At 57.8% G+C, this 23197-nt stretch carries 14 protein-coding genes; 10 read left to right on the top strand and 4 right to left on the bottom strand.

The window, feature by feature from the left end; genetic code table 11:
* Positions 1-26: 26 nt before the first annotated feature.
* From CHB83_RS20170 to CHB83_RS20155, 4 genes are all read left to right on the top strand, one after another.
* Complete coding sequence (locus tag CHB83_RS20170; protein ID WP_089333993.1) at positions 27-1163, top strand: SusE domain-containing protein; 1137 nt, start codon at positions 27-29, stop codon at positions 1161-1163.
* A 40-nt stretch (positions 1164-1203) separates the two neighbouring features.
* Complete coding sequence (locus CHB83_RS20165; RefSeq protein ID WP_218823208.1) at positions 1204-2358, top strand: glycoside hydrolase family 76 protein; 1155 nt, start codon at positions 1204-1206, stop codon at positions 2356-2358.
* A 129-nt stretch (positions 2359-2487) separates the two neighbouring features.
* Positions 2488-4860 (top strand): GH92 family glycosyl hydrolase, encoded by a 2373-nt coding sequence (locus CHB83_RS20160; protein ID WP_089333992.1) that lies wholly within the window; start codon positions 2488-2490, stop codon positions 4858-4860.
* A 485-nt stretch (positions 4861-5345) separates the two neighbouring features.
* Positions 5346-7394, top strand: coding sequence for a HelD family protein (locus CHB83_RS20155; protein ID WP_089334031.1), 2049 nt, complete (start codon positions 5346-5348; stop codon positions 7392-7394).
* Between the two features lie 196 nt (positions 7395-7590).
* Here CHB83_RS20155 and CHB83_RS20150 read toward each other — a convergent pair whose 3' ends face one another.
* Positions 7591-7968 carry a Fic family protein gene (locus CHB83_RS20150; RefSeq protein ID WP_218823207.1) on the bottom strand — a complete coding sequence of 126 codons (378 nt, stop codon included), beginning with the start codon at positions 7966-7968 and terminating at the stop codon, positions 7591-7593.
* Positions 7969-8194: 226 nt separating this feature from the next.
* Here CHB83_RS20150 and CHB83_RS20145 point away from each other — a divergent pair, with 226 nt between their 5' ends.
* The 6 genes from CHB83_RS20145 (at position 8195) to CHB83_RS20120 (ending at position 15383) form a co-directional block, all read left to right on the top strand.
* On the top strand, positions 8195-9154 hold the full coding sequence (locus CHB83_RS20145) for a tyrosine-type recombinase/integrase (protein WP_055562797.1): 960 nt from the start codon (positions 8195-8197) through the stop codon (positions 9152-9154).
* Positions 9155-9259: 105 nt separating this feature from the next.
* The gene (locus CHB83_RS20140; protein ID WP_089333991.1) at positions 9260-10600 is read left to right on the top strand and encodes a carboxylesterase family protein; all 1341 of its coding nucleotides are present in this window, start codon (positions 9260-9262) and stop codon (positions 10598-10600) included.
* Positions 10601-10808: 208 nt separating this feature from the next.
* Positions 10809-11699 carry an AraC family transcriptional regulator gene (locus CHB83_RS20135; protein WP_089333990.1) on the top strand — a complete coding sequence of 297 codons (891 nt, stop codon included), beginning with the start codon at positions 10809-10811 and terminating at the stop codon, positions 11697-11699.
* Between the two features lie 76 nt (positions 11700-11775).
* Positions 11776-12513, top strand: a complete 738-nt coding sequence (locus CHB83_RS20130) for an SDR family oxidoreductase (protein WP_089333989.1) — start codon at positions 11776-11778, stop codon at positions 12511-12513.
* Between the two features lie 273 nt (positions 12514-12786).
* On the top strand, positions 12787-13989 hold the full coding sequence (locus CHB83_RS20125; protein ID WP_089333988.1) for a M23 family metallopeptidase: 1203 nt from the start codon (positions 12787-12789) through the stop codon (positions 13987-13989).
* Positions 13990-14207: 218 nt separating this feature from the next.
* Complete coding sequence (locus CHB83_RS20120; RefSeq protein WP_218823206.1) at positions 14208-15383, top strand: sulfite oxidase; 1176 nt, start codon at positions 14208-14210, stop codon at positions 15381-15383.
* A gap of 129 nt (positions 15384-15512) precedes the next feature.
* Here the strand turns inward: CHB83_RS20120 and CHB83_RS20115 are convergent, their stop codons facing one another.
* The 3 genes from CHB83_RS20115 to CHB83_RS20105 form a co-directional block, all read right to left on the bottom strand.
* Complete coding sequence (locus CHB83_RS20115; RefSeq protein ID WP_089333987.1) at positions 15513-18200, bottom strand: M14 family zinc carboxypeptidase; 2688 nt, start codon at positions 18198-18200, stop codon at positions 15513-15515.
* A gap of 98 nt (positions 18201-18298) precedes the next feature.
* Entirely contained in the window at positions 18299-19654 is a 1356-nt protein-coding gene (locus CHB83_RS20110; protein WP_089333986.1) for a RagB/SusD family nutrient uptake outer membrane protein, read from the bottom strand.
* Positions 19655-19667: 13 nt separating this feature from the next.
* Positions 19668-22691, bottom strand: a complete 3024-nt coding sequence (locus tag CHB83_RS20105) for a SusC/RagA family TonB-linked outer membrane protein (RefSeq protein WP_089333985.1) — start codon at positions 22689-22691, stop codon at positions 19668-19670.
* Positions 22692-23197: the final 506 nt, after the last annotated feature.

The raw sequence follows: 23197 nt of genomic DNA, 5'->3' as shown, positions 1-23197 counted from the left end.
CTGCATCCCTTCTCGCTCTTATAACCATGAAAAAATATTCCCACCCTCTGCTGTTGCTGCTCCTACTCGTTAGCCTATTCACGGGCTGCAATGATGATGACAAGGAACTCGACGACACTATTACGCCGGTAGAAAACTACATCTCGCCCGCCGACAATGCCGCCGTGAAACTCGATCCGCCGTCCAACGCAGCCGTTACCTTCGAGTGGGGCCAGGCCCGCGCGGCGGACGGCACGGTAGTACTCTACGAAGTGCTGTTTGACAAGGAAGGGGGCGACTTCTCCGCCCCCGTTTACAGCACCGTATCGGGCACGAACGGCCTGGACACCAAGCTGGTGCTTAGCCACGGGGACCTCAACAAGATTGCCAACCTGGCCGGTATTCCCTCCCAGGCCCAGGGCAAGCTGAAGTGGATGGTGAATGCCTCCAAGGGCCTGAACGTACTAGGCGCCGCCACTGCTCGCACTATTCAGGTGGAGCGTCCCGCGGGCTTCTCCGTCATTCCCGGCAACCTCTACCTCACCGGTGCTGGCACGGAAGCGGGGACTACGCTCGGTCAGGCCATGCCGTTCAAGCGGGTGTCGTCGGGCGTGTTTGAGCTGTACACCCGGCTTTCGCCCGGCGACGTGAAAATCGTAGACCAGACCACGGGCACGCCCACCGCCTACTACATCAATGGCAACAAGCTGCTGCAAGGCGACAACGCCACCAGCCCCGCTACCGCCCCGGCAGTATACCGCGTTACCCTTGACTTCAACAACGGCTCGGCTATTCTAACTGAAATTCAGTCGGTTGGCCTATGGGTTTCGGCCCAAAACAAGGTTACGGTAACCCTGCCTTACATCGGCCAAGGAATGTGGAAAATCGAAAACACTCCTATTGAGTTCTTCCAGTTCAGCTGGGGCCGCGACGAGCGGTACAAGTTCATCTTTTCCGAAAAGGATATGGCCGGCGCCACTACGGCCCGCCAGTACGGCAGCACCAACACCGACAACGTAGCCCCTACCGCAACGACGGCCGCGGCCTACTACACCCTTATTCCGGTGGCCGAGGACCAGTGGAACAACACCTACAAATTTATGGCGGCGGCGGACCGCAAGAACGTGGATATCACAGTCATGATGCAGCCCGCAGCTTACACCCACCAAGTCACCGTGCGGTAGGGAGCTAATCACCTTTTTCCAAGATTTTACTTCGACTGATATGCTGTTCTTCCGAGGCCCTGCCCGCCTGCTGCTGGGTTTGTTGGTCCTGAGCGCCTGCAACGAGCCCGTTGATGATATGATAACGCCCCCAGCCCCGGGGCCGGGGGGGGCGGCGGCAAACTGGGCTGCTCGCGCCGACTCAGCTCAGGCGGCCCTTCACCAGTACTTCTGGGCGCCCACCAACCAGTATTACCTGCAAAACAACCTCGGCAAACCCGACTTCAACTACTGGTGGCAAGCCCACGGCCTCGACGTGCTGCTTGATGCCTACCAGCGCACCAAGGCCCAGGACTACACCACCAGGATGCAGCAGTTGCAGCAGGGCGCCAAAAAGCAGAACGGCAACACTTACCTCAACACTTTCTACGACGACATGGCCTGGCACGCCCTAGCTAATCTGCGCGCGTTTCAGGTCACGAAGGACCCCTCGTATAAAGCCACGGCCACACTGCTCTGGGCCGACCTCAAGACCGGCTGGAACACCACGCAGGGCGGGGGCATAGCTTGGCGCAAAACCCAGCTCAACTACAAGAACACCCCGGCCAATGCCCCGGTGGCTATTCTGGCGGCCCGCCTCTACCAACTAGACCGCAACCCCGACGACCTGGCCTGGGCAATCAAGATTTACGAGTGGCAGAAGCAAACCCTGGTTGACCCCACTACGGGAACCGTGTGGGATGGAGTCAACCGCCAGGGCGACGGGCAAATAGACAAGGAATGGCGCTTTAGTTACAACCAGGGCGTGTTCTTGGGTGCCGGCCTGGAGCTGTACCGCGCGACCCAGCAGACTACCTACCTAGACGATGCTAACCGCACGGCGGGCTACGTGCTCAACGACAGCCAGCTCTCGCCCGGAGGTATTCTGCGCGACGAGGGGGGCGGGGACGGCGGCTTGTTCAAGGGCGTGTTAGTACGCTACTTAGCACTGCTGGCCACTGAGCCGGCCGTACCTGCTGCTACCCGCGCCCGGTACGTGTCCTTTCTCAAGTTTAATGGGGAGAGCCTGTACAAGCAGGGTACGCGCCGGCCCCAGTACCTGTTCAACACCAGCTGGACCACCCAGCCCGGCGGCACCGTAGACGGTTCCGCCCAGCTCAGTGGAGTGATGATGTTTGAAGTGATGGCTGACTTGCAGGCCCGTCAGCTCCTGTAGTCACGAGTATAGATTCTGAGGGCAAAAGGACCGGGCTGAGCAGTGGGATGCGGCCTGGTTCGCCCGCGCCTGGCTAATGGGACCGGGCGCGGGCATTTTGCTCGCACCTGCTACTCTTAAAATTCTTGTATGAAATTGACTTTCACTGCCGGCACCTGGTCCTTGGTGCTGCTGGCGGCGGGCGGCGCTAGTGCCCAAAGCGTGCTGAAGTACGTGAACCCGAATATTGGCACGGCGCACAGCCGGTGGTTTTTTTACACCCCGGCGGCCGTGCCCTACGGGATGGCTAAGCTGGCACCCTCGACCAACGGCCACTACGGCAATGCTTCCGGCTGGGAAGCCGTGGGCTACGACACTCGCCAGAATTCTATTGAGGGGTTCGTACACTTTCACGAGTGGCAAGTGGGTGGGGTAAGCTTCATGCCCACCACCGGCGAGCTGCGCGTAAAGCCCGGGGACCTAGAGGGTCCGGCCACAGGCTACCGCTCACGCTTCGACCGTAAAAACCAAGTGGCCGAGCCCGGCTACTACCGTGTGCTGCTTGACAACTACGGTATTACGGCCGAGCTGACAGCTACCAAGCGGGTGGGTTTTCACCGCTACACCTTTCCCCAAAGCGACCAGGCCCACCTTATTCTTGATATCGGCAACACGCAGGGTGAGAGCGGGGAGGTAACCGATGCCCGCGTGCGGATGGTGGACGCTACGCACGTGGAAGGCTTTGTGAGTACCTACCCTAAATACGTGAAAACCTACGACCCCAACGGCAAGGTGAACATGTATTTTTACGGTGAAATCAGCAAGGCACCGGCTGGCGTGGGGGCTTTCACTGCGGCGGGTACCCAACCCAATATAACCTCTGCCGCGGGCAAGGGCGCGGGGTTGTTTCTCAACTACAAAACCAAGGCGCAGGAGAAAATAGAGCTGAAAGTAGGCCTCTCGTACACGTCCATCGCCAACGCCAAGGCCAACCTACTGGCCGAGGCTCGCAGCCTCACTTTCGACCAGGCCCGGGCCGCCGCCCAGGCCACCTGGCAGCGTGAATTGAGCAAAATTGCCGTGGAGGGCCCCGATGAGCAGAACAAAACCAAGTTTTACACGGGCCTGTTTCACGCCCTGCTGGGGCGCGGCATTGCCAGCGACGTGAATGGCGCTTACCCGAAGCACGCGGGCCAAGTAGGGCAGCTGGCAACTAGCGGCCCAGGCCCTCGGCCCGAGTTTATCAATACCGACGCCATCTGGGGCGGCTATTGGAATTTAACCCAACTCTGGGCACTGTCCTACCCTGAGTGGTACGGCAACTACGTCAATACGGAGCTGCAAGTGTACCGCGACAAAGGCTGGTTTGGGGACGGACTAGCCAACAGCGAGTACATATCGGGGGTAGGAACCAATTTCGTGGGGCTGGCCGTGGCTGGCGCCTACCAGGTAGGCATTCGCAACTACGACGTAAACCTAGCCTACCAGGCCGTGCGCGCCAATGAGCTAAACTACCGCAACCGCCCCTTTGGCTCGGGCAAGATGGACGTGAAGGCCTTCACCCAGTATGGCTACGTACCCTTCAAGGAAAACTACAAGCAGGATCAGGGCGTGTGGTATAAAACCGATTCCACGGGCGCCTACTTCGCCAACTCGCACACCCTGGAGTACAGCTACAGCGCCTTTGCCGCCGCGCAAATGGCCAAAGCTCTGGGCAAGAAAGCCGACTATGAGCAGCTCATTAAGCTTTCCAACGGCTGGCAAGCTATTCTGAATCCGCGCAGCAAGCTCATGCAGCCCAAGCTGGCCGACGGGACCTTTGCGGCCAACTTCAAGCCCTTTGAGCCGTGGCGCGGCTTTCAGGAAGGCAACGCCATGCAATATACCTTCTACGTGCCCCAAAACCCCGCCGGACTGATTGCAGCCCTAGGGCGTGATAAGTTTAACAGCCGCCTGGATAGCATCTTCACGGCCTCGGCCAAAACGGGCTTTGGGGGAGGCAAAGAGATAGATGCCTTCGCTGGTGTCAATGCCATCTACAACCACGGCAATCAGCCTTGCTTGCATATCAGTTGGCTGTTCAACTTCTCGGGTCAGCCCTGGCTCACGCAGAAGTGGACCCGCCAGATTTGCGACGAGTTCTACGGTACCGAGCCCATCCACGGCTACGGCTACGGGCAGGATGAGGACCAGGGCCAGCTAGGTTCCTGGTACGTCATCACTGCCCTTGGGCTGTTCGACGTGAAGGGCTTCACCGATGCCCGACCAATTATCGAGCTGGGCAGCCCTATCTTCAGTAAGGCTACCATCCTGCTTGGCAACCAGAAAAAACTGGTGATTGAGGCTAGAAACACGGCCAAGGAAAACATGTATGTGCAGGCAGCGGAGCTAAACGGCAAGCCGCTGACCAACTGCTGGCTCTACCGCGACGAGCTGATGCAGGGTGGCCGGCTGGTGTTTACCATGGGCCCCCAGCCCAACAAAACCTGGGGCACCAAGACCCCACCACCCTCGGTACAGTAGCCGGTATCGGCGCCCCCGTTGTAAAAGCGCGGCGAATTTCAGCAGCTTGGGGGCAGCAATGGTCACCCTGGCGCGCTACTACCGCAAAACTCTTAACACCGCTTACCAGCGGCTGTTTGCCGCTTTCACAGCCGCGAAATTCAATAGGATAGAATCGGAAGACCAATGAATGTGGGCCGTTTCACGGCTGATTAGCCCAGGCTCCTCCACTCCGTCAGACCCTGGTTATAATGGGGCTCCTGTTAGGTTACGCCTTAGGTACCGGTTCTTCCGGTGTCGCTTTCCCGTGCCGAATTTTGGCTCGACTACACTGTGCATACCTAGCTACCGTGGGCCAAGGGCTTGCCGTATGCTTCGCATGCTGATGCAGGGTGGAAACTTTCTGCCGGGCAGCCAGCGGATCCAGAGCTTAATTAAATAGGCGAAGTTCTTCTCCCGACGAAAATTTGCTGTCACCTTTGGGGTCCATTTCCCAAGCGCCGCACGTGATAAACGCAACTGAACAAGAAGAGCGAGAATACCTAGAAGAAATAAAGGAGCATCTTGCCTTTGCGGTTAAGCGAGTGGATGATGCCGTTAAACAATTTTCCGACGAGCTACGGCAGAAAAAGCAATACATCCACGAGCACCAGTCGGGTATGGACGACGCCGACATGGTGGCGGCTGGGCAGTCCATCAACCGCATGGCCTTTACGGGCACCGCGGCCGTGGTCCGCAAACGGAAACTCATCAAGCTGGGGCAGTCCCCGTACTTTGGGCGCATCGACTTTGTCACTCAGAACCAGGTAACCACGCCGGTATACATTGGGGTGCATTCCTTCTCGGATGAGCAGCAGCGCCGAAACGTGATTTATGATTGGCGGGCCCCGATTTCCTCCATGTTCTACGACTTCGAGCTGGGAGAAGCTTTTTACGCTACCCCTTCGGGAACCGTGCAGGGTACTATTGAGCTAAAGCGTCAATACAAGATCCGGGACGGCCGCCTGGAGTTCATGATTGAGAACGGCGTGAACATCCACGACGACGTGTTGCAGCGGGAACTGGCCAAGTCCTCCGACGACAAGATGAGGAACATCGTCGCGACGATTCAACGGGATCAGAATGCAGTAATTCGCAACGAGTCTGCGCCGGTAATGGTCATTCAGGGGGTGGCCGGATCGGGTAAAACGTCCATTGCCTTACACCGCATTGCTTTTCTACTATATCGCTACCGCGAGACCATTGCAGCCAAGGACATTCTTATTATTTCGCCCAACAAGGTCTTTGCGGACTACATCTCAAACGTCTTGCCCGAACTAGGAGAAGAGCACATTCCCGAGCTAGGCATGGAAGAGCTGGCGGCCGATCTGCTCGATAACCGATACCAGTTTCAAACTTTCTTTGAGCAGGTGTCGGCGTTGCTGGATGGGCACAACCCAGCCTTCATTGAGCGCATCCGGTTCAAATCATCGTTTGAATTTCTCAGTAAGCTCAATCAGTACCTTCTCCATATAGAGAATACCTACTTCACCGTAACCGAGCTCCGCGTGGGTAGCACCCTGGTTCCCCGCACTCTTATTCTGGAGAAGTTCAAGGCATACCATCGGGTTCCACTCCTGAAACGGTTTGCGCTAGTAGGTCAGGATGTGCAAGCATACGTGCGAGATGCTACGCGCCGCAAGCTTAGTGGGCGGGAGAAAGCAACGATTGGCGAAGCTATTCCCCGCATGTTCAAGTTCAACCAAGTGCTGGACCTCTACCGGGATTTTTACCGCTGGATTGGCAAGCCTGGCCTGTTCCAGATTGACCACCGCATGAAGTTGGAGTATGCCGATGTTTTTGCCTTGATCTATCTGCGCATACGCCTTGAAGGTAGTAGCACTTACGATCAGGTTAAACACTTGCTCGTGGACGAGATGCAGGACTACACGCCCGTGCAATACGCGGTCCTATCCCGGTTGTTCCTGTGCCGAAAGACTATTCTGGGAGACGTGAGCCAGACGGTTAATCCCTACAGCGCTTCTTCTGCCGAAACCATTGAACGCGTGTTTCCGCAGGCCGATGTAGTTCGGCTTGACCGTAGCTACCGCTCCACCATGGAAATCACAGCCTTTGCGCAACGGATACGGCCCAATCCCAATATCATTCCGCTGGAAAGGCACGGGCAGGAACCCACGGTAGTGCGCTACACTACCCGCGAGGAGGAGTTGGCAGCAATCAAGCAGCTGCTCGTGGCCTTCCGGAACTCCGCCAACCATTCCCTGGGTATCATCTGCAAAACCCTTCAGCAGGCAGAGGATGCGTACGAAGCGCTTGAGGCACCGGGCGTGCATTTGCTCACGGAGGAATCTACTACCTTTAAAGAAGGAGTTATCCTCACCACGGCTCATTTAGCGAAGGGGCTTGAATTTGACGAGGTCATTGTGCCCTTTGTTTCCACCCAGAACTACAAAACCGAGGTTGACAAGAGCATGCTGTACGTAGCCTGCACCCGGGCTATGCACCAGCTTACGCTAACGTATTCCGGTGAGCTGACGCCATTCTTGTCCGTCTGAATCAGGTAGTCTCCGCTTTCTAAGCACTGATGTACAACAGGTGGTAGCTGGTGCAGAGGCCGCCGGCCCTGTCACGGCTCAGAATGCCTTGCCACCAAGGCCGCCATATCCCGGCCGGCAGTATCCCAGGAATACTTGGCCATGCTTGCCCACTCAGAAGAGGTTAGCCTTCCCCCAAACCCGTCCAGCAGTCGGGTTAGCTGAAGTCGGCAATGGCGCGGGCCATGCGGTTTTTATCATCATCGAACGGGTGGATGGTCATAAACCAAAAATGCGCTAGACCGGCCTTGAGCACTGGGCCTAGTTCGGTTGGCCCGTTGCACCAGGCCAAGAATTGCTGCATCTGTTCGTCCACCGCATCTGCTGGCGGGGCCTGGTAGTGGACTCGTTCTTGCCCCATTGGTCCGGATACTACTTGCATAAAGCGGGTGCGCCAGGCTCCAACTTCCAAAAGATATAGTCCGCAGCCGGTAGAGAACAGCGCGTGGTGCCAGCCAAATAAGCGGGCCGCCGCCAGCGGCTGATTGGCTTGCTGGGTGGCATCCAGTATACTGCGTGTTTCTATTCTCCGCATAAGATTCTTTCTGGGCAACTTCTTAGCCTGGTAGGCTTAGGGCGTGTACAGGCGGCAAAGCGCCACTTGTGTGTTCGCGGGCATAATTTCCTGCGAATACACAAGGGGCCAGTAAGCTGTTGGAGCTTGCACTGGCTATGGCGCTGTGCTTATCTACTTTCTGCCTTCACTTATCGTTCCTTATATTCGCTGGTCAGCAAGCACTTTCCCTACTGACAAAACTGTCATGAGTCAGCTTCCCGTTGTGTCTTCGGCGCCTGCGCCCCAGGTACCTGCCCACCTAACCGAGTCAACCCACCGCTACGTGGAGTCGGGCCTGCGTGGATCGGCCAATACGGTGCGTGCCTACGCTGGCGACTGGAAACGATTTGCTGCTTGGTGCCAAGTGCATCAGCTCGGCATGTTGCCCGCGCCGGTGGAAGCAGTAGCTGGTTTTCTCACGGAGCTAGCCGACGCGGGCAAGAAAGTAGCTACTATTGAGCGGCACGCCGCCGCTATTACTAAGGCTCATGAGCTGGCCGGGCTAGAATCACCTACCGCCGACAAGAAGGTAAAGGTGCTGCTCAAGGGCATTGCCCGGGAAAAGAAGACGCGGCAAAAGCAAGCTCCGGCCTTCACTCTCGACACCTTTAAGCGCACCATCAAAAGCATTGATAGTCAGATGCCAGCCGGATTGCGCAACCGGGCTTTGCTGCTGTTGGGCTTCACGGGGGCCTTCCGTCGCTCCGAACTCGAAGCCCTTAACATTGAAGACCTGGCGTTTGACGATGAGGGGCTGATTATTTCGCTGCAACAAAGCAAAACCAACCAGACTGGCCAAGCGGAGGAAAAGGCTATTTTCTATTCCCCCGATTCTGCCTTGTGTCCCATTCGCTCATTACAAGCGTGGCTGCGAGTGCTGGGCCGCACCGAAGGTCCAGTGTTTGTGTCCTTGCGCAAGAATAACCAGGTTACTACCCGGCGCATGACAACCAAGTATATCAACTTGATTGTGCAGCAGTACCTGGGTAGCCCGTACACGGCTCACTCCCTGCGGGCATCATTTGTAACTGTTTCCAAGCTTAACGGGGCCGACGACAGCAAGGTGATGAACCAAACCAAGCATAAAACTTCGGCCATGATTCGCCGCTATACCCGTCTCGACAACGTACGCCAGCATAACTCCGCCAAGGAGCTAGGTTTATAAAAAGCGCAGGTAAGGTGCCGCAACGCTGAGAAGTGGATACTTATCTTTTCCTGCCGAGAAGCGAGCTAGTCAACATGTCTGTTTGCTTCTCTTCTGCCCTCACCCATGCCCTCTACTTCTCCTCGCTTCTTTCCCCCGGCCGGCCCCATCCTGGGGCGATACGATGGCCCCGTTGTACGTGCTACTGGTATCCGATACGCCCGCGCCACGCGGTTTCAGGTGCCAGTAGCTGAATCGGCCTCCTCCACACCCATAGACGCTACCTCCCCGGCCCCCGCGTGCCCACAAGTGCCGGACACGTTGCTTGGGCCGGCTTTAGGCAGTCTGTTTGCGGGCCTTACTTACGACGAAGACTGCCTTCGTCTGTCCATCACGCTGCCTGCCGATTGGCAACCGGGCGAGCAGTTGCCGGTGCTGGTATGGGTACACGGTGGCTCCTATGTTATGGGGGCTGGTGATATGGCCGTGTACGACCCGGCCGCCATAGTAGCAGAGCAGCGCGTCGTATTTGTGGCAGTAACGTACCGGCTGGGGCTACTAGGCTTCTTGGGTAGCGAAAGTGGCCCGCCGCCCAACCTAGGCTTACTGGACTTGCTAGAGGCCCTGCGCTGGGTGCAGCGCAATATTGCCGCCTTCGGGGGCAACCCTGCCCTTGTCACACTCTTCGGACAGTCGGCCGGGGCCGATGCCATTGCCCACCTGATGATAGCCGACGGAGCTGCCGGCCTGTTCAAGCGAGTAATTCTGCACAGTGCCCCGCTGGGGCTGGCTCGTAACCGCCAGGCCATGCAGCGGGCCATGACGGCGGCGGCGGGCACCTTTGCGCCTACTGCTTCCATTGATGAAGTACTGGCCCGCGAAAGTGCAGTGCATAAGGCCGCGCGTCGGTTTGGCTTGAAAAGTGGGATGCCATTTGGTACTCAGTATGGCGCCTATCCTCTTCCACCCGAATCTCAGGTAAACGAAGCGTGGCAGGCCGTGGCCCCGCACGTAGACGTGCTGATTGGTGCTACGGCCGAGGAAACGCGTTTTTTTGCAGTGTTGGACCCTAAGTACCGGCGGCTGTTGCGTATTCCCTTGCTCGGGTCGCTGCTCACTCGCCCGCTCGTTGCCATCAGTTCGCGCCTGGTGTACCTGAAGGCAGCCAAATCGTTTGCTCGTCGGCATGCTCGGGCGGGTGGCCGGGCCTATCATTTCCTGGTGCTGTTTCAGCCGCGAGGCAGCGAATTTGGGGCTGCGCACACCATAGATCTGTCCTTGCTTTTGGGTACCCAAGCCAGTTGGTCCTTTGCCCCCATCCTAGGCCAAGAAAAGTGGGAAGACATCGACCAAGCGGGTCGGCAAATGCGCCAGTTGTGGGCCGCCTTTGCCCGTACCGGCACCCTGCCCGCCCGGGTAGACATTCCCGGTATACTTCGCGTGAAGCAGGAGGCCAGTAGGCAGTAGCATCAGGGGGCTTCGCGGATTGCATGGCGGGTATGGATACACGCGTGAGTTAGTCAAGTAGCATTACCTGAAGCGAGAATATACAAACCGGGGCAGATGGTATGAGCCCCGGCTTGCTGCTGCTGAGTGGTTGGAAGCTTGCTGGCTTGACTAGCAACGGCATACCTTCTTGTTGTCCCGCTCCTCGCAAAAACAGTAAGTTTAGGTCATGTATACGCTTTCCAGTAAGCAGCCAGTACCAGTGTATCCCTTCGAGCGGGATATGGTAACCGGAAGCAGTTCGTTCACCATCGCGCGCTCAGAAGGCGGCTTACCTTACGAAGACAACCTGCTCATACCTCACCGCAAGGCCTACTACCTGCTGGTATTCGTGAAGCATAATCGTGGGCGCCATTGGGTAGATATGACGCCCTACGAGCGGAAAGACAATACGCTTTACTTCTCGGCCCCAGACCAAATCTTAGTCAAAGAGGCTCCTACCCCCTTTTGGGGTACACAGCTAACGTTTACCACTGAGTTTCTCACCTTGCAGCAGCACGCGGCCCTGCGGGAGCTACCCTTGGTCCAGAACCCGCACAATGGGCACGAGCTGTTGCTGACAGTGGCAGATGGGGCTTTTGTGGAAGACATTCTAACGAAACTTGAGACGGAGTACCGCCACCCTGGTGAGTGGCAGCACCGGATGCTCACGGCTCACCTCACCGTGCTGCTTACCTACCTAAGCCGGTTGTATACTGAGCAGTTTACGGGCGTCGAGCCGTCGGCCGACCAACGGTTGCTCAAGACTTACCAGGCCAAAATTGAAGAATGCTTTCGGGAGCTGCACGAGGTAAGCGCCTATGCTTCGCAACTCCACCTATCGGCGGGGCACTTAAGCGAGGTAGTCAAGGCGCAAAGCGGCAAACCTGCCATCAAACATATTCATGAGCGCCTAGTGCTGGAGGCCAAGCGCCTGCTGTTCTACACCCCTCAGTCGCTTAAAGAAATTGCCTTCGACCTAGGGTTTTCGGATGCCTCCTACTTCAACCGCTTCTTTAAGCGCGAAACTGGCTTGACCCCGGCTGAGTACCGCACCGCCATCCGCAAAATGTACCAGTAATACCGCAGAATGGGTGCCAGCGGCGCCCCTAGGGCCCAGTAGTTTTGTGCTCTTACTCACTTGACCACCGTCAACCATGAAAACTGCACTTATTACCGGAGCCAACAAAAGCATTGGTTACGAGGCGGCCCGCCAGCTGTTGCAGCACGGCTATTACGTGTACCTAGGCAGCCGCGACTGGCAGAGGGGGCAGCAGGCTGTCAGCCAACTGCAATCAGAAGGGTTTTCTCAGGTAGAGCCCCTCCAGATCGACGTTACAGATAGCGCTTCTATTACCGCTGCCCGTCAGACGCTGGGCCAAAAAACCAGCGTGTTAGATGTGCTGATCAACAATGCCGGCATTCTGGGAGGGATGTCGCAACCGGCTCTTACCGCAAGCATCGGTATGATCAAGGAAGTTTTTGAGACCAACCTGTTTGGGGTGATTGAGGTGACCCAAGCCTTCATCGACTTACTGCAACAGTCGCCCGCGCCTCGTATTGTGAATGTAACATCGGGGCTGGGGTCATTGACTTTGCACAACGATCCATCTTGGCCATATTACCCGGTGAAGGGAGCTGCTTACCAGCCATCCAAAGCAGCTCTGAATGCCTACACTATCATGCTGGCCTATGAACTGCGCGACACGCCCTTCAAGGTAAACGCCGTGGACCCAGGCTATACCGCCACCGACTTCAACCATCACAGCGGCCCAGGCAGCGTAGCGGATGCCGCCGCTCGTCTAGTAAAAGCTGCCATGCTAGGTCCAGATGGCCTAACCAGCCAGTTTTTCAGTGATGATAATGCGCCGGAAACGGGAATCAGTCCGTGGTAGAAAACGGGTGGTACTTTCACCAGGAAGTTCTCCCATTTCCCCTCCTTGATTGGTAGTATGCTTATGCTAACCCTACGCTGCTGCCGCTAGTAGCCCCAACCTCAACAAGCCTCCTGCTAGTACGGAGGCTTGCTTGTTTTAGCGGAGGCCCATCTATTCCAGGAACAGACCGGCTGGATTCTTATCTGCTTCACTTTGCCTATTCTATGCTTGTTCTAGACGCGGTACAGTACCTTGGTATGAAACCGACGTCCTTTATCGCGTCAACTGCTAATGGTGCGCTTATTTACTCTGTTGTGTTCCGTGTGGTGGCGCTTTATGATGGTAAGCGTGGGTCTGCTCTTGGGGAGCCAAGTTGCGTGCGCTCAAGCGGCACAAGCTCCCGTTGAAGTACGGGTGCCATTCGCTCCTTCACCGGTAACTGGTAGCGACGGGCTGGTGCACGTGGCCTATGAATTGCACGTCACCAACTACTATTCCTCAACGGGTACCCTCCACCTCCAGCACGTTACGGTGCTAGAGGATAAGACCTCACGTGTACTAGCAAACTTTACTGCTGTCCAAGTAAATAGCCTGCTTGCCCACCCGGCAGAAAAGGCGGACACGACGGGAGTAGTACTTGAAGCGGGCAAACGAGTGGTACTCTTTCTTTGGTTGACGTTACCCCCTGGTCGCCCGCATCCGCGGCTACTACGGCATCAACTTGCTTTTACCACCTCGAATGGGGCACGGCAGCTTGTGGATGGGGTACGGACTTCGATTGTTACGGCCCCACCCATTGCGCTGGATGCTCCTCTACGGGCGGGGCCGTGGCTGACGCACGAGGGACCGGGCAACCCCTATGCTCATCACTGGAATGGCATAGTAGTAGTAAATGGACAAACCACGATTCCCCAGCGCTACGCCATCGACTTCTTCGGTCTCACCCCGGATGGGCACGCCCTTCGCCGCGTTTCGCTTGAGCAGCTGAAGACCTCTGCCCACGCAGACTGGGTAGGCTTCGGGGCGGACGTTCTCGCCGCGGCCGATGGGATAGTGCGCGACATGCGCGACGGTGAACCCAATCAAGCCGTTTTGGCTTCCCCTTCTTCGCCCACTGACGTAACGGAACGCACACTCATGGGCAACTTCGTCGTGCTAGAAGTTGCGCCCCGCGTTTTCGTGCATTACGGGCATTTGCAGCCGGGCAGCGTGCAAGTAAAAGTAGGCGACAGGGTGCGGCGCGGAGCCGTACTGGGCCGCCTCGGGCAGTCAGGCAACGCTAATGCTCCGCACTTACACTTTTTGGTAAGCAACTCCGCTGCCTTCGAAGAATCCGAGGGGCTGCCATTCGTTTTTCGGGCCTTTGACTGCCTGGGTTCAGCCAAGATTCACCAAGTATTAAACCAAGCAGAACAAGTGACCATTGAGCCTCGCTTTCAGAAATCGTCCCGGCAACAACTACCCTTGGATGGCAGTGTAGTAACGTTTAAATAAGGCGGAAAACCGTTGTGGTCGTAAACAACTAGCGGGTACTGGGCGGTCTGGCAGTAAGGAGCACGGGCATCAGCCTACTACCGTTGGGCAAAGGAGTACCGTGCAGGTTTTCTTGCGCCTCAGCAGGCGAATTATACCTTTAGCCCTCGAACTACAAGTATAGTACGGCAAGCCACTTCCGCACATAAGCAAATAGGCATAAGGCAACTAAGGCTCCTATGAACGAACCAATAGCTCCATCTAGTCAAGGTATGAGCGGCCCCGCTGCTCTGAGTGGGGTGATGCCCACGCTGGGCACTATGCGCCCAGATGATACGGCGGCGGCTACCGGCCGGGGAACGTTTCCGGGGCTGATAACCCGGGAAAAGGAGCCGCTAAATCTAGAGTTTCCCTTTCCCACGCTGGAAGCTCCATTGGTGCCGACTAACCGCTTTTATATCCGCAGCCACTTTCCCATTCCGCAGTTGGATACCACTAGCTGGCGGCTGCACATCGGGGGAGAGGTACGTGAGGAGCTGAATATCAGCTATGATGAGTTGCAGAACATGCCGTCGAAAACGGTAACTGCTACGTTGGAGTGTGCTGGGAATGGTCGGGCTCGGCTGACCCCCAAGGCAAAGGGCCTACTGTGGGAGCAAGGTGCCGTCGGCAATGCCGAGTGGACTGGGGTACCGCTTTCAGCTCTGCTGGCGCGGGCTGGTATTAAGGCAGAAGCCGTGGAAGTTATTTTCGAGGGTGCCGACCAAGGAGAAATTAAGGAAGAACCCAAGTCACCGGGCGTTATTCACTTTGCTCGCAGTTTGCCCCTAGCCAAGGCTAACCAGGGTGAAGTCCTGGTAGTCTACCTCATGAACGGTAAACCCCTGTCGCCTGAGCACGGCTTTCCCGTACGCTTGGTAGTGCCAGGCTGGTATGGGATGGCCTCGGTGAAGTGGCTTCACAAAATTACCGTAAGTGCTACCCCATTTGAGGGGTACTGGCAAACGATAGAGTACGCCTACTGGCGGCGCGAACATGGGCAGCCGGCCCTAACGGCCATCACGGAAATGCAGGTTAAGGCAGAAATTGCGCGCCCCGCCCTGCACGAAGTCATTCCCATCGGCCAGCCGTACCGCATATTTGGGGCTGCCTGGACGGGGGAGAGCGAAGTAACCTGCGTAGACGTAAGCACCGACAACGGCAGCACGTGGCAACCAGCCGAACTGCTGGATGCTAGTACCCCATTTGCCTGGCGCATGTGGGAGATGACCTGGACCCCACATGCGCCAGGAAGGTATACCCTCATGGCACGCGCTACCGACCGCGCTGGTCATACCCAACCTACCGAACACACTCCCGACCGGCGCACTTACATGATTAACCGAATCAGTGCGGTGGAAGTGACAGCGCAGTGAGGCCGTCTGCGTGGTGCTCCTGCTACCTTTCAGATTCCCTGGACCAGTACCACTACTAGTCCAGGGAATGCGTGCGGGGCTTCTCGTTCAGAATCCATCATGGTCAGGCGGAAAGCAATCCTCAGTCTACTATTCCTCTTCGGCCGCAATAGCAGCAGGGCCCTCGGGCAAGTTCAGCAGCGGGCCTAGCAGCAGGGCGTTGACAAACAGCCGGGAGGTACCGTGCCAGTAGTGGCGGAAGTTGGGGTCATCGGCAAACAGTACAACCCGGCCCGTACCCACCTTGCTCACCACCACGGCCGCAGAGTTGCGGATCTGCCGCAGATTGTTGTGGGATACGTAGCCGCTTACCAGTGGGGTAGGAGTATATTGGGCCACGGTGGCATAGGGGTTGCGGCTAGGCCGCAGAAAGGTGGTCCCGTTCCGGAACACATACAACTGCCGACTCGTCAAGCCAAACGCAATGGGGTTGGTAACGTCCACGTCGGCGCGGTAAATGGAGCCGGCAATGGCACGGGTGCCTTCCTGGTCCTGGGTCACAAAGTCGGTACGGCGGGTGAAGGGCAGCTCCGGTTTCGGGCGCTGGGTGGCCCTGGGAGCGGGCGGCCGCGCCTCGGCCATAGCCTCAGCCAGGGCTGTAGTATCGGCCCAGCCCCCATGCGCCGGAATCAGCAGCTTTTCTTTCACGATGCCCTGCTTGATGGCCCATTCCGAGGCGTTTTTCAGAGTAACAAGCGTGCCACCTTCCTGCACCCAGCGGCGCAGCTTATCTACGGCTGGTTTGTCGAGGGCAGTGTAGGAGCCGCCTACTAGTACTATACTGTTGTAGCGCCCCAAGGGTGCCCGGCCGAAGTTGCTTACTTCTAGGCGGCTGAGTGGCAGACCCAGTTGCTGGCTAGCTACAAACCACGCTTCGCCTACCTCCGACGCGTTGGTGCCGGTGCCCACCAGCAGGGCTGCTTTGGTTTCCGGCACAGTGCGGACGTTGTTCGAGCCCAGGTCGATGCCGCCCAGGCTAAACCCGGTGCCCACGCCCGTGAACGTTACGTGGTGCTGGCGGCTTACCCGACTTACCACCTGAAACACCGAGTCAGCAGGTAGCTTTTGGGCCGCTACTGGAATTACGAGGGTGCCGTAGCCGAAATCAGTTGACTGATTGGCGGCGCCAGCCCGGAAGGGCTTAAAGCTGACTTTTGCCGTTACGCCGGCCCGCTGCAAAGCAACCAAAGCGCGCGGAGCATTATAGTCGGACCAGGGTAGGAGGTAGGCGTAGCTGCTCTGTCCACCACGCACGCTTCCGGTGAGCACGGCAGGAGCTGCCACGGGTGCCCCCTGCACTAAGGCAATATTTTTCCGCTTTGAAACGGCCAGCCCGTAGGCGTGAGCCTGACTCCAGCCCGTTACGTCGTAGAATACACTATCGTGGAAGGCCGTCAGCTCTTCGAACAATGAGTGAACCACCCGGTATTGAGGCTGGCTGGTGGGCACCACGTAGGCCTTGCCAGCTTGGAATTCTTGGTTGTCGAGCGTGACGGTTTTGCTCAGCGCGTGCACTTCAATCTTATGTTGAAGCAGCAAAGTCAAAAAGCGGTTGGTCAGCGTCTCGTCTTGGGCATTGCCGAAGACGTAAGCTTTGGTGGGGAACTTGCGGGCATCGGTGAGAGCCGACGTGAAAAAGTCGCGCTGGTGGCGCAAGTACAGATCCTTTTCTTCCACTGCCCCGCGTACCGTGGCCAGGCCAGTAGCTACGTGGTTGCGAATGGTGAACGGAAACGTCACCACGCCGTTGCTGCCTTCCTGCGCTAGGCCGCGCGAGCTGCCAACCTCAAACGTGATGCCCACACCACCCTGAAAATCGGGATAGGTAGACCCGTAGATGGGCGAAAGGTTGTCGAACTGCTCCTTGGTCCAGTACAGAGAGCCTAAGTTATCGAGCGCCTTAGCAAAATACTTGGCCAAGTGCACGTTCAGTACTTCGTACGTGGCTCTGGGAATCAGGTCATTTTCAGTACTGAAGGGCTTCGATGGCTCAAAGTAATACGTTCCGTTGGTGCCCATTTCGTGAAAGTCAATCATCACGTTGGGGTACCACTCGTGGAAGAAGGCCATACGGGCTCGGCTTTCAGGCTGAGTCAACGCCAGCCAATCCCGGTTCAGGTCGGTGTAGAAGTGGTTGGTGCGCCCACCCGGCCAAGCCTCGGTATGCTCCCGGTCCAGCGGATCCGTAGGGTTGGGCCACGACTTATTCTGGTCAAACCAGTGGGAAGCCCGGTCACGGCCGTCGGGGTTTTCCAGCGGGTCAATGGTAATAACGGCCTGCTCCAGCCACTGCTTGGTTTCGGGCGCAGTGGAGGCCGTGAGGTAGTAGGCCAGCAGCAGCGCCGCCTCCGACGAACTGCTTTCGTTGCCGTGCACGCCAAAGTTCAGGCTCACTACCACGGGCAGCTTGCGGTAGTCGGGTGCGGCCAGCTTGGGGTCTATCAAGGCCCGACGCGCCTGCTGCAAACCAGCCAAATTCTGCTGGTGTTGCGGCGCCGTAATAGTGGCTACTACCTGCGGCCGTTCCTCAAAGGTGTTCCCAATAACCCGCAGGCTCACCTTGTCTGACACCCGATCTAGCTCGCGCAGGTAGGCTACAATTTGGTCGGTGCGGGTGTAATGCGAACCGATGGGGTAGCCCAAGAACTGCTCGGGCGTGGGCACGGCCGGGTCGAAGGAAGCAGCGGGAGTACCGGGGAAGAAGTACGTGCTTTGCGCCGAGGCTGAGGCAGTTAGGCCCAGCGCCAGCAGTAGGGTAGCAGTATAGCGAGTAATCATTGAGGCAAACAGAAAGGAAAGACCGAGGTGGAACAATGGCGCGCACTTACATCAGCAGAACTGGCAATCAGTAGTCGTGAAGTACTGCGCGGCAGGACTTAGTAGCCAGGATTCTGCTCTAGGTCGGGGTCGGCTACTAAGTCATTGAAGGGAATGGGAAACAGCCAGCGGCGCTGATCCGTGACGCCCAGCACCGCGCCCGCGCGGCCAGTGCGTACCAAGTCAAACCACCGGTCGGCCTCAAAAGCAAACTCTACCCGCCGCTCGTTCTCAATGGCTAGTAGCAGCGCGTCGGCAGAGGAGGCCGTGCTGGCTGGCACCCCGGCGCGACTACGCACGGCGTTCAGGTCGGCTAGCGCTTCGGTTAGCTTGCCCTGTTTGGCGCGTGCCTCCGCCCGAATGAGGTACTGCTCGGCGAGGCGCAGCACGTAGCTGGGGTCGTCGCGCTGGGCCGAGCGGCTGTAGAGGTTGCCGTAGGTTACGCTGCTTCCGGCAATGGTGGTAGTGCCCAGCAGAGCCGAGCGGCTGCCGCCCACGGCGGGGTCGTTGAGCAAGGCAATAGCGGCGGGCACGGGCTGGAAGTTGAACTGCCCGCCTAGGGCGCTCGGAAACCAATTGTTCCACATGGTATTGGCGTCGGAGTTACTAAAAGTCAGCTCAAACACCGACTCCCGGCTCAGGAAGGGTGCGGTAGAAATAGCCCGGTAGGGCGTTACCAAGCCGTAGTTGCCGCTTCCAATAACCTGCGTTGCATATGCTTCGGCATCGGCCCATTGCTGGCGGTAGAGGTGCAGACGGGCGCGCAGGGCGCGGGCCGTTGCCTTCACGGCCCGGTTGCGGGTAGTGCCATCAGGCAGCAGTGCTTCGGCCTGGGTGAGGTCAGCCAGCACTTGGTCGTAGGTTTGAGCGATAGTACTGCGGCGCGTGCCCTGGCCGTTTTCCTTAGTGCGGGTAGGCGAAAGCACCAGGGGCACACCGCCCCAGCCCCTGCCTAGGTCGAAGTACACTAGGGCCCGCAGGAAATATGCTTCCCCGAGCAGCTGGTTTTTCTCGGCGCTGGCCAGCAGCGGGTCGTTGATGCTGGGGAGGGCCGCCAGCACGTTATTAGCTCCGTTCACGGCCTGGTACATCTGGGTCCAGGCCTCTGTGAGTAGCACGTTATCGGCGCTGAGTTGGTTCTGGTCGATTTGCAGAAACTGGTTGAGCGTACCGTTGAAGCGGACGTTTTCGCCGGGTAGAAAGCCCAGTACCGGCCAGTTGAGTTGGTAGTACGCTTGCACCCGGTCGTAGACGCCAATGGTGGCCGAGCGGGCACTTCCGGCATCGGTAATAGCCTGGTCGTCGGGTAGTTGCTGCACGGGCGTAGGATCCAGCAGGTCGTGGCAGGCCGTAATGCTCAGGGTAGTAGCGCCCAGAATAGCAGCAAACAGCAGTTGGTATAGCGAAGATTTCATCGTAGTCAAAGGCTTACAGTCCAACCGTCAGGCCCACTTGGAAAGTGCGCGGTTGAGGCACGGTGGCCCAGTCGAAATTTTTAGTATTGCTTACTCCACTCTGCGAGTTTACTTCCGGGTCGAGGCCGGAGTAAGGCGTGATAGTGAAGAGGTTAGCAGCCTGCACGTAGAGCCGCAGCGAGTTAAGGCGAGCCTTGGCTACTACCTCCTTCGGAATGGTGTAGCCCAGCGAGAGAGTACGCAGGCGCAGGAAGGATCCGTCCTCTAAGTACCGGTCGCTCAGGTTTTGTACCACGCCACCGTAGTTGTTGCTGGCCGGGTTGGTTGTGAGGCGCGGAATGTCGGTCTGGTCGCCGGGCTGCTGCCAGCGGTCCAGTTGCTCGCGCAGGTAGCCAATATTACTTTGCGTGCCACCATGCACCAGAAAGAAGCGGTTCATATTCATGATTTTAGCTCCCTGCTCGAAGTTCAGGGTAAAGCCAAAATCCAAGCCTTTGTAGCTCACCGAGTTGGTTACGCCCCCGAAGTAGTCGGGCCAGGCATTGCCCACTAACCGGCGGTCAGCCACCGAGAGCTGCCCGTCGCCATTCACATCTTCGTACTGGGCATCCCCATTTTCGGGGTTCACGCCGGTTTGGTGGTAAAGCCAGAAGGAGTAAAGCGGGGCGCCTTCCTGCAACCGGAATATGTCGCGGGAGCCGGAGGTGATGGGCGCAGCCAGCTTCCCGATGCGGTTCACATTGCGGGCCACGTTGGCGGTAGTGCTCCACTGCACAGCCGCCGCGCGGGGCAGCCAGTTGGCAGTTACTTGCACCTCAAAGCCCTTGTTGCTCACGGCTCCGTAGTTTTCTACTACGGAAGCGAAACCGATTTTACGCGGCACCGGTACGTTCAGCAGTAAGCCCGAGGTATACTTATCGTAGTAGTTTAGCTCTAGCAGCAGGCGATTTTGCAGCACGGCCGCATCCAGGCCTACGTTCCACTGGCGGGTGCTCTCCCAACTCAGGTTGGGATTGGCCAGCTGTAAGGGTGCGGTGCCAGGTAGGTCTAGATAATTGGCCCCACCCTGCACCAAACCCCGGGCTGCAAAGTCGCTGATGCCGGCCTGGTTGCCGGTTTTACCTAGGCTACCGCGCAGCTTCAACTCCTGAAACACGTTCAGATTCTTGATGAACTCTTCTTCGCCCAGGCGCCAGCCTAATCCTACGGCCGGGAAGTATCCCCAGCGGTTATCGGCCCCAAACCGCGACGACGCATCAGCACGCACGCTCACGTCGGCAGTGTAGCGCTGCTTGAAGCTGTAGGTCGCCTTACCGAAAAACGAGAGCAGCCCCGCTTGTGAGCGAGCCGAAGAGCCCGTTTGAGTAGCGGCCGAGGCAATGCTGGTCAAGTCGTTGCTGGGAAACTGTTGACCCGCCAGGCTGGTACGCTGAAAGGTGTTTTTCTGAATGGTGTTACCTACCAGAGCTTGCAACGAGTGATTTTCACCGAAATCCACGGTGTAGTTCAGGGTCTGCTCATTGAGCAGGGTAATGTCGCGGGAGAGAAAAGAGGTAGCCGTACCCCGGGGCTGCCCAGCCAGAATCAGCGTGTTGTTGAAGTTGTTTTCATACATGTCGTTGAAGTCGATGCTCCAACTGCTGCGCAACGTCAGGTGCTTGCCAAACTGATACTGCCCATACACGTTTGAGATGACGCGCGAGCCCACCGCGTCGTTGTTCAAGTTATCAATCAGGGCCTGGTGGTTGTCGAAGGAGCCGTATTTGGCGTAGCTTCCATCAGGGTTGTACACCGGCAGGTTGGTGCGCGGAAACAAAGCCGAGTTGATGACGCCTACCGGGTTGTTGTCGTTGCTGCTCACGTTGCGGTGGGTGCGCGTGAGGGCTGTACTCGTACCGATGCGTAGATGGTCCGTAACCGCGTTATCGAGGTTTACGCGCAAACTAAACCGGTCGAAGTTGGTGGGCCGGGCAATGGACTCCTGCCGGAAATAGCCGCCCCCAACGTAAAACTGGGTTTTGGCCGAGCCCCCGGCGGCCGACAGTTCGTAGCTCTGCGTTTGGGCCGTGCGGAATACGTCCGAAAGACGGTCGTAGGTCTGCTGTTCCTCGGGTAGCCCGCGCCCCCCCGCTGCTACCGAACGATACGGCAACAGCGCGGGGTTACCGCCATCGTTGAGGAACCGCTCGTTTTCCAGCTGAGCCAGTTCCGGCCCACTCACCAAATCGTACTGCTTGGGTGCTTTCGACCAGGCGTGGTACGTATTGAAGGTAATGCGGGTCTTGTCGCCGGCCTTGCCGCGTTTGGTGGTAATAAGCACGACCCCATTGGCTCCGCGCGACCCATAAATAGCCGTTGCATTGGCGTCCTTCAGGATTTCGATGCTTTCAATATCCTGCGGATTTATATCGGCCAGCGGATTGCTGGAAACCTGGTTGCCCAGGCCCGTCGCAATCAGGTTGGTGTTGTTGATGAACACCCCGTCCACCACGTACAGCGGGTCGTTGCTGGCATTCACGGAGTTGCTACCCCGAATGCGAATGAAAATGCCCCCGCCCGGCACCCCGGAGTTGGCCGATACTTGCACACCGGGCGCTTTGCCTTGCAGCAATTGGTCGGGGCTGGCGGCCGGGATGTCCTTGAGCGCGTCGCCATTCACGGAGCTGATGGCGCTGGTTAGCGTCTTGCGGTTTTGCTCGCTGTAGCCCGTTACCACTACCTCAGAAAGCTGCTTAACGTCGGCCTTCAGAGTTACGCGCACTGGGCCGCCGCTGGCATTCACGGTCTGACTTTCGTAGCCTACGGCGCTAAAAACAAGGGTGGTGCTACCAGCCGGTAGCGGTAGTGAGAAGCCGCCATCTGGGCCAGTAGAAGCACCAATAGTAGTGCCTTTAACTACCACCGTCACACCCGGCAAGGGAGTTCGGTCGGTGGCATCCAGGACGGAACCGGTCACGGTGGAGGCCGTCTGGGCAAAACTCGCCTGGGCCAGCCCTGCCACCACTACTGGCACCGCCAGAAGAGTAGAGGATTTCATAAGCAGAAAAATGGGAAGAGGAGGATAGCAGAAATGCGCTGCCAGGAGGCCAGAAGGCCAATTGCGCGTAGATAGCAAAGCCGGAAGCCATAGGTCAGAAGTTCTTGGCTGCTACCAAGATCCGGGGCACACTGGCCAGCGCCACCGAGTGATTACACCGCGGCGGAATGGGCAGAATGTGCTCGGAGAGACCACCAAGCCTGCTCCGGGAATGGGAGGCAGGGCTTAGGCAAGAAGTAGCAGTAAGCTCAGACTAAGCTGCCAACTGACCATAGTTCACCCATTGGCCGGGCGAGTTGGCACTGAAAAGCTGGCGAAGGGCCCAGAAACGGGACCTATGATGCCTGGTGAGGCGGGAAGAAAGGAAAGCGAATCCGCTTCGCACCTTAGCAGCCCCGGCTCACCGTCCGCATACAGACGGGGCCCCGCATCATGCCATAACAGCCGTGCTGCGAAGCGATGTGGCGGCGGATACTAACGGTGGTGCTGGTGAAGGGCTTCACGGC

Origin of the sequence: Hymenobacter mucosus (assembly GCF_900188255.1) — a bacterium.
Classification (GTDB): domain Bacteria; phylum Bacteroidota; class Bacteroidia; order Cytophagales; family Hymenobacteraceae; genus Hymenobacter; species Hymenobacter mucosus.
Note: the sequence above shows the minus strand (reverse complement) of the source record. Positions and strands in the feature narration are given on the sequence as shown.

Excerpts from the sequence above, each read along its gene's own strand:
- CHB83_RS20170 (WP_089333993.1), top strand. The coding sequence starts at position 27 with ATGAAAAAATATTCCCACCCTCTGCTGTTGCTGCTCCTACTCGTTAGC.
- CHB83_RS20165 (WP_218823208.1), top strand. The coding sequence starts at position 1,204 with ATGCTGTTCTTCCGAGGCCCTGCCCGCCTGCTGCTGGGTTTGTTGGTC.
- CHB83_RS20160 (WP_089333992.1), top strand. The coding sequence starts at position 2,488 with ATGAAATTGACTTTCACTGCCGGCACCTGGTCCTTGGTGCTGCTGGCG.
- CHB83_RS20150 (WP_218823207.1), bottom strand. The coding sequence starts at position 7,968 with ATGCGGAGAATAGAAACACGCAGTATACTGGATGCCACCCAGCAAGCC.
- CHB83_RS20145 (WP_055562797.1), top strand. The coding sequence starts at position 8,195 with ATGAGTCAGCTTCCCGTTGTGTCTTCGGCGCCTGCGCCCCAGGTACCT.
- CHB83_RS20140 (WP_089333991.1), top strand. The coding sequence starts at position 9,260 with ATGCCCTCTACTTCTCCTCGCTTCTTTCCCCCGGCCGGCCCCATCCTG.
- CHB83_RS20135 (WP_089333990.1), top strand. The coding sequence starts at position 10,809 with ATGTATACGCTTTCCAGTAAGCAGCCAGTACCAGTGTATCCCTTCGAG.
- CHB83_RS20130 (WP_089333989.1), top strand. The coding sequence starts at position 11,776 with ATGAAAACTGCACTTATTACCGGAGCCAACAAAAGCATTGGTTACGAG.
- CHB83_RS20125 (WP_089333988.1), top strand. The coding sequence starts at position 12,787 with ATGGTGCGCTTATTTACTCTGTTGTGTTCCGTGTGGTGGCGCTTTATG.
- CHB83_RS20120 (WP_218823206.1), top strand. The coding sequence starts at position 14,208 with ATGAACGAACCAATAGCTCCATCTAGTCAAGGTATGAGCGGCCCCGCT.
- CHB83_RS20115 (WP_089333987.1), bottom strand. The coding sequence starts at position 18,200 with ATGATTACTCGCTATACTGCTACCCTACTGCTGGCGCTGGGCCTAACT.
- CHB83_RS20110 (WP_089333986.1), bottom strand. The coding sequence starts at position 19,654 with ATGAAATCTTCGCTATACCAACTGCTGTTTGCTGCTATTCTGGGCGCT.
- CHB83_RS20105 (WP_089333985.1), bottom strand. The coding sequence starts at position 22,691 with ATGAAATCCTCTACTCTTCTGGCGGTGCCAGTAGTGGTGGCAGGGCTG.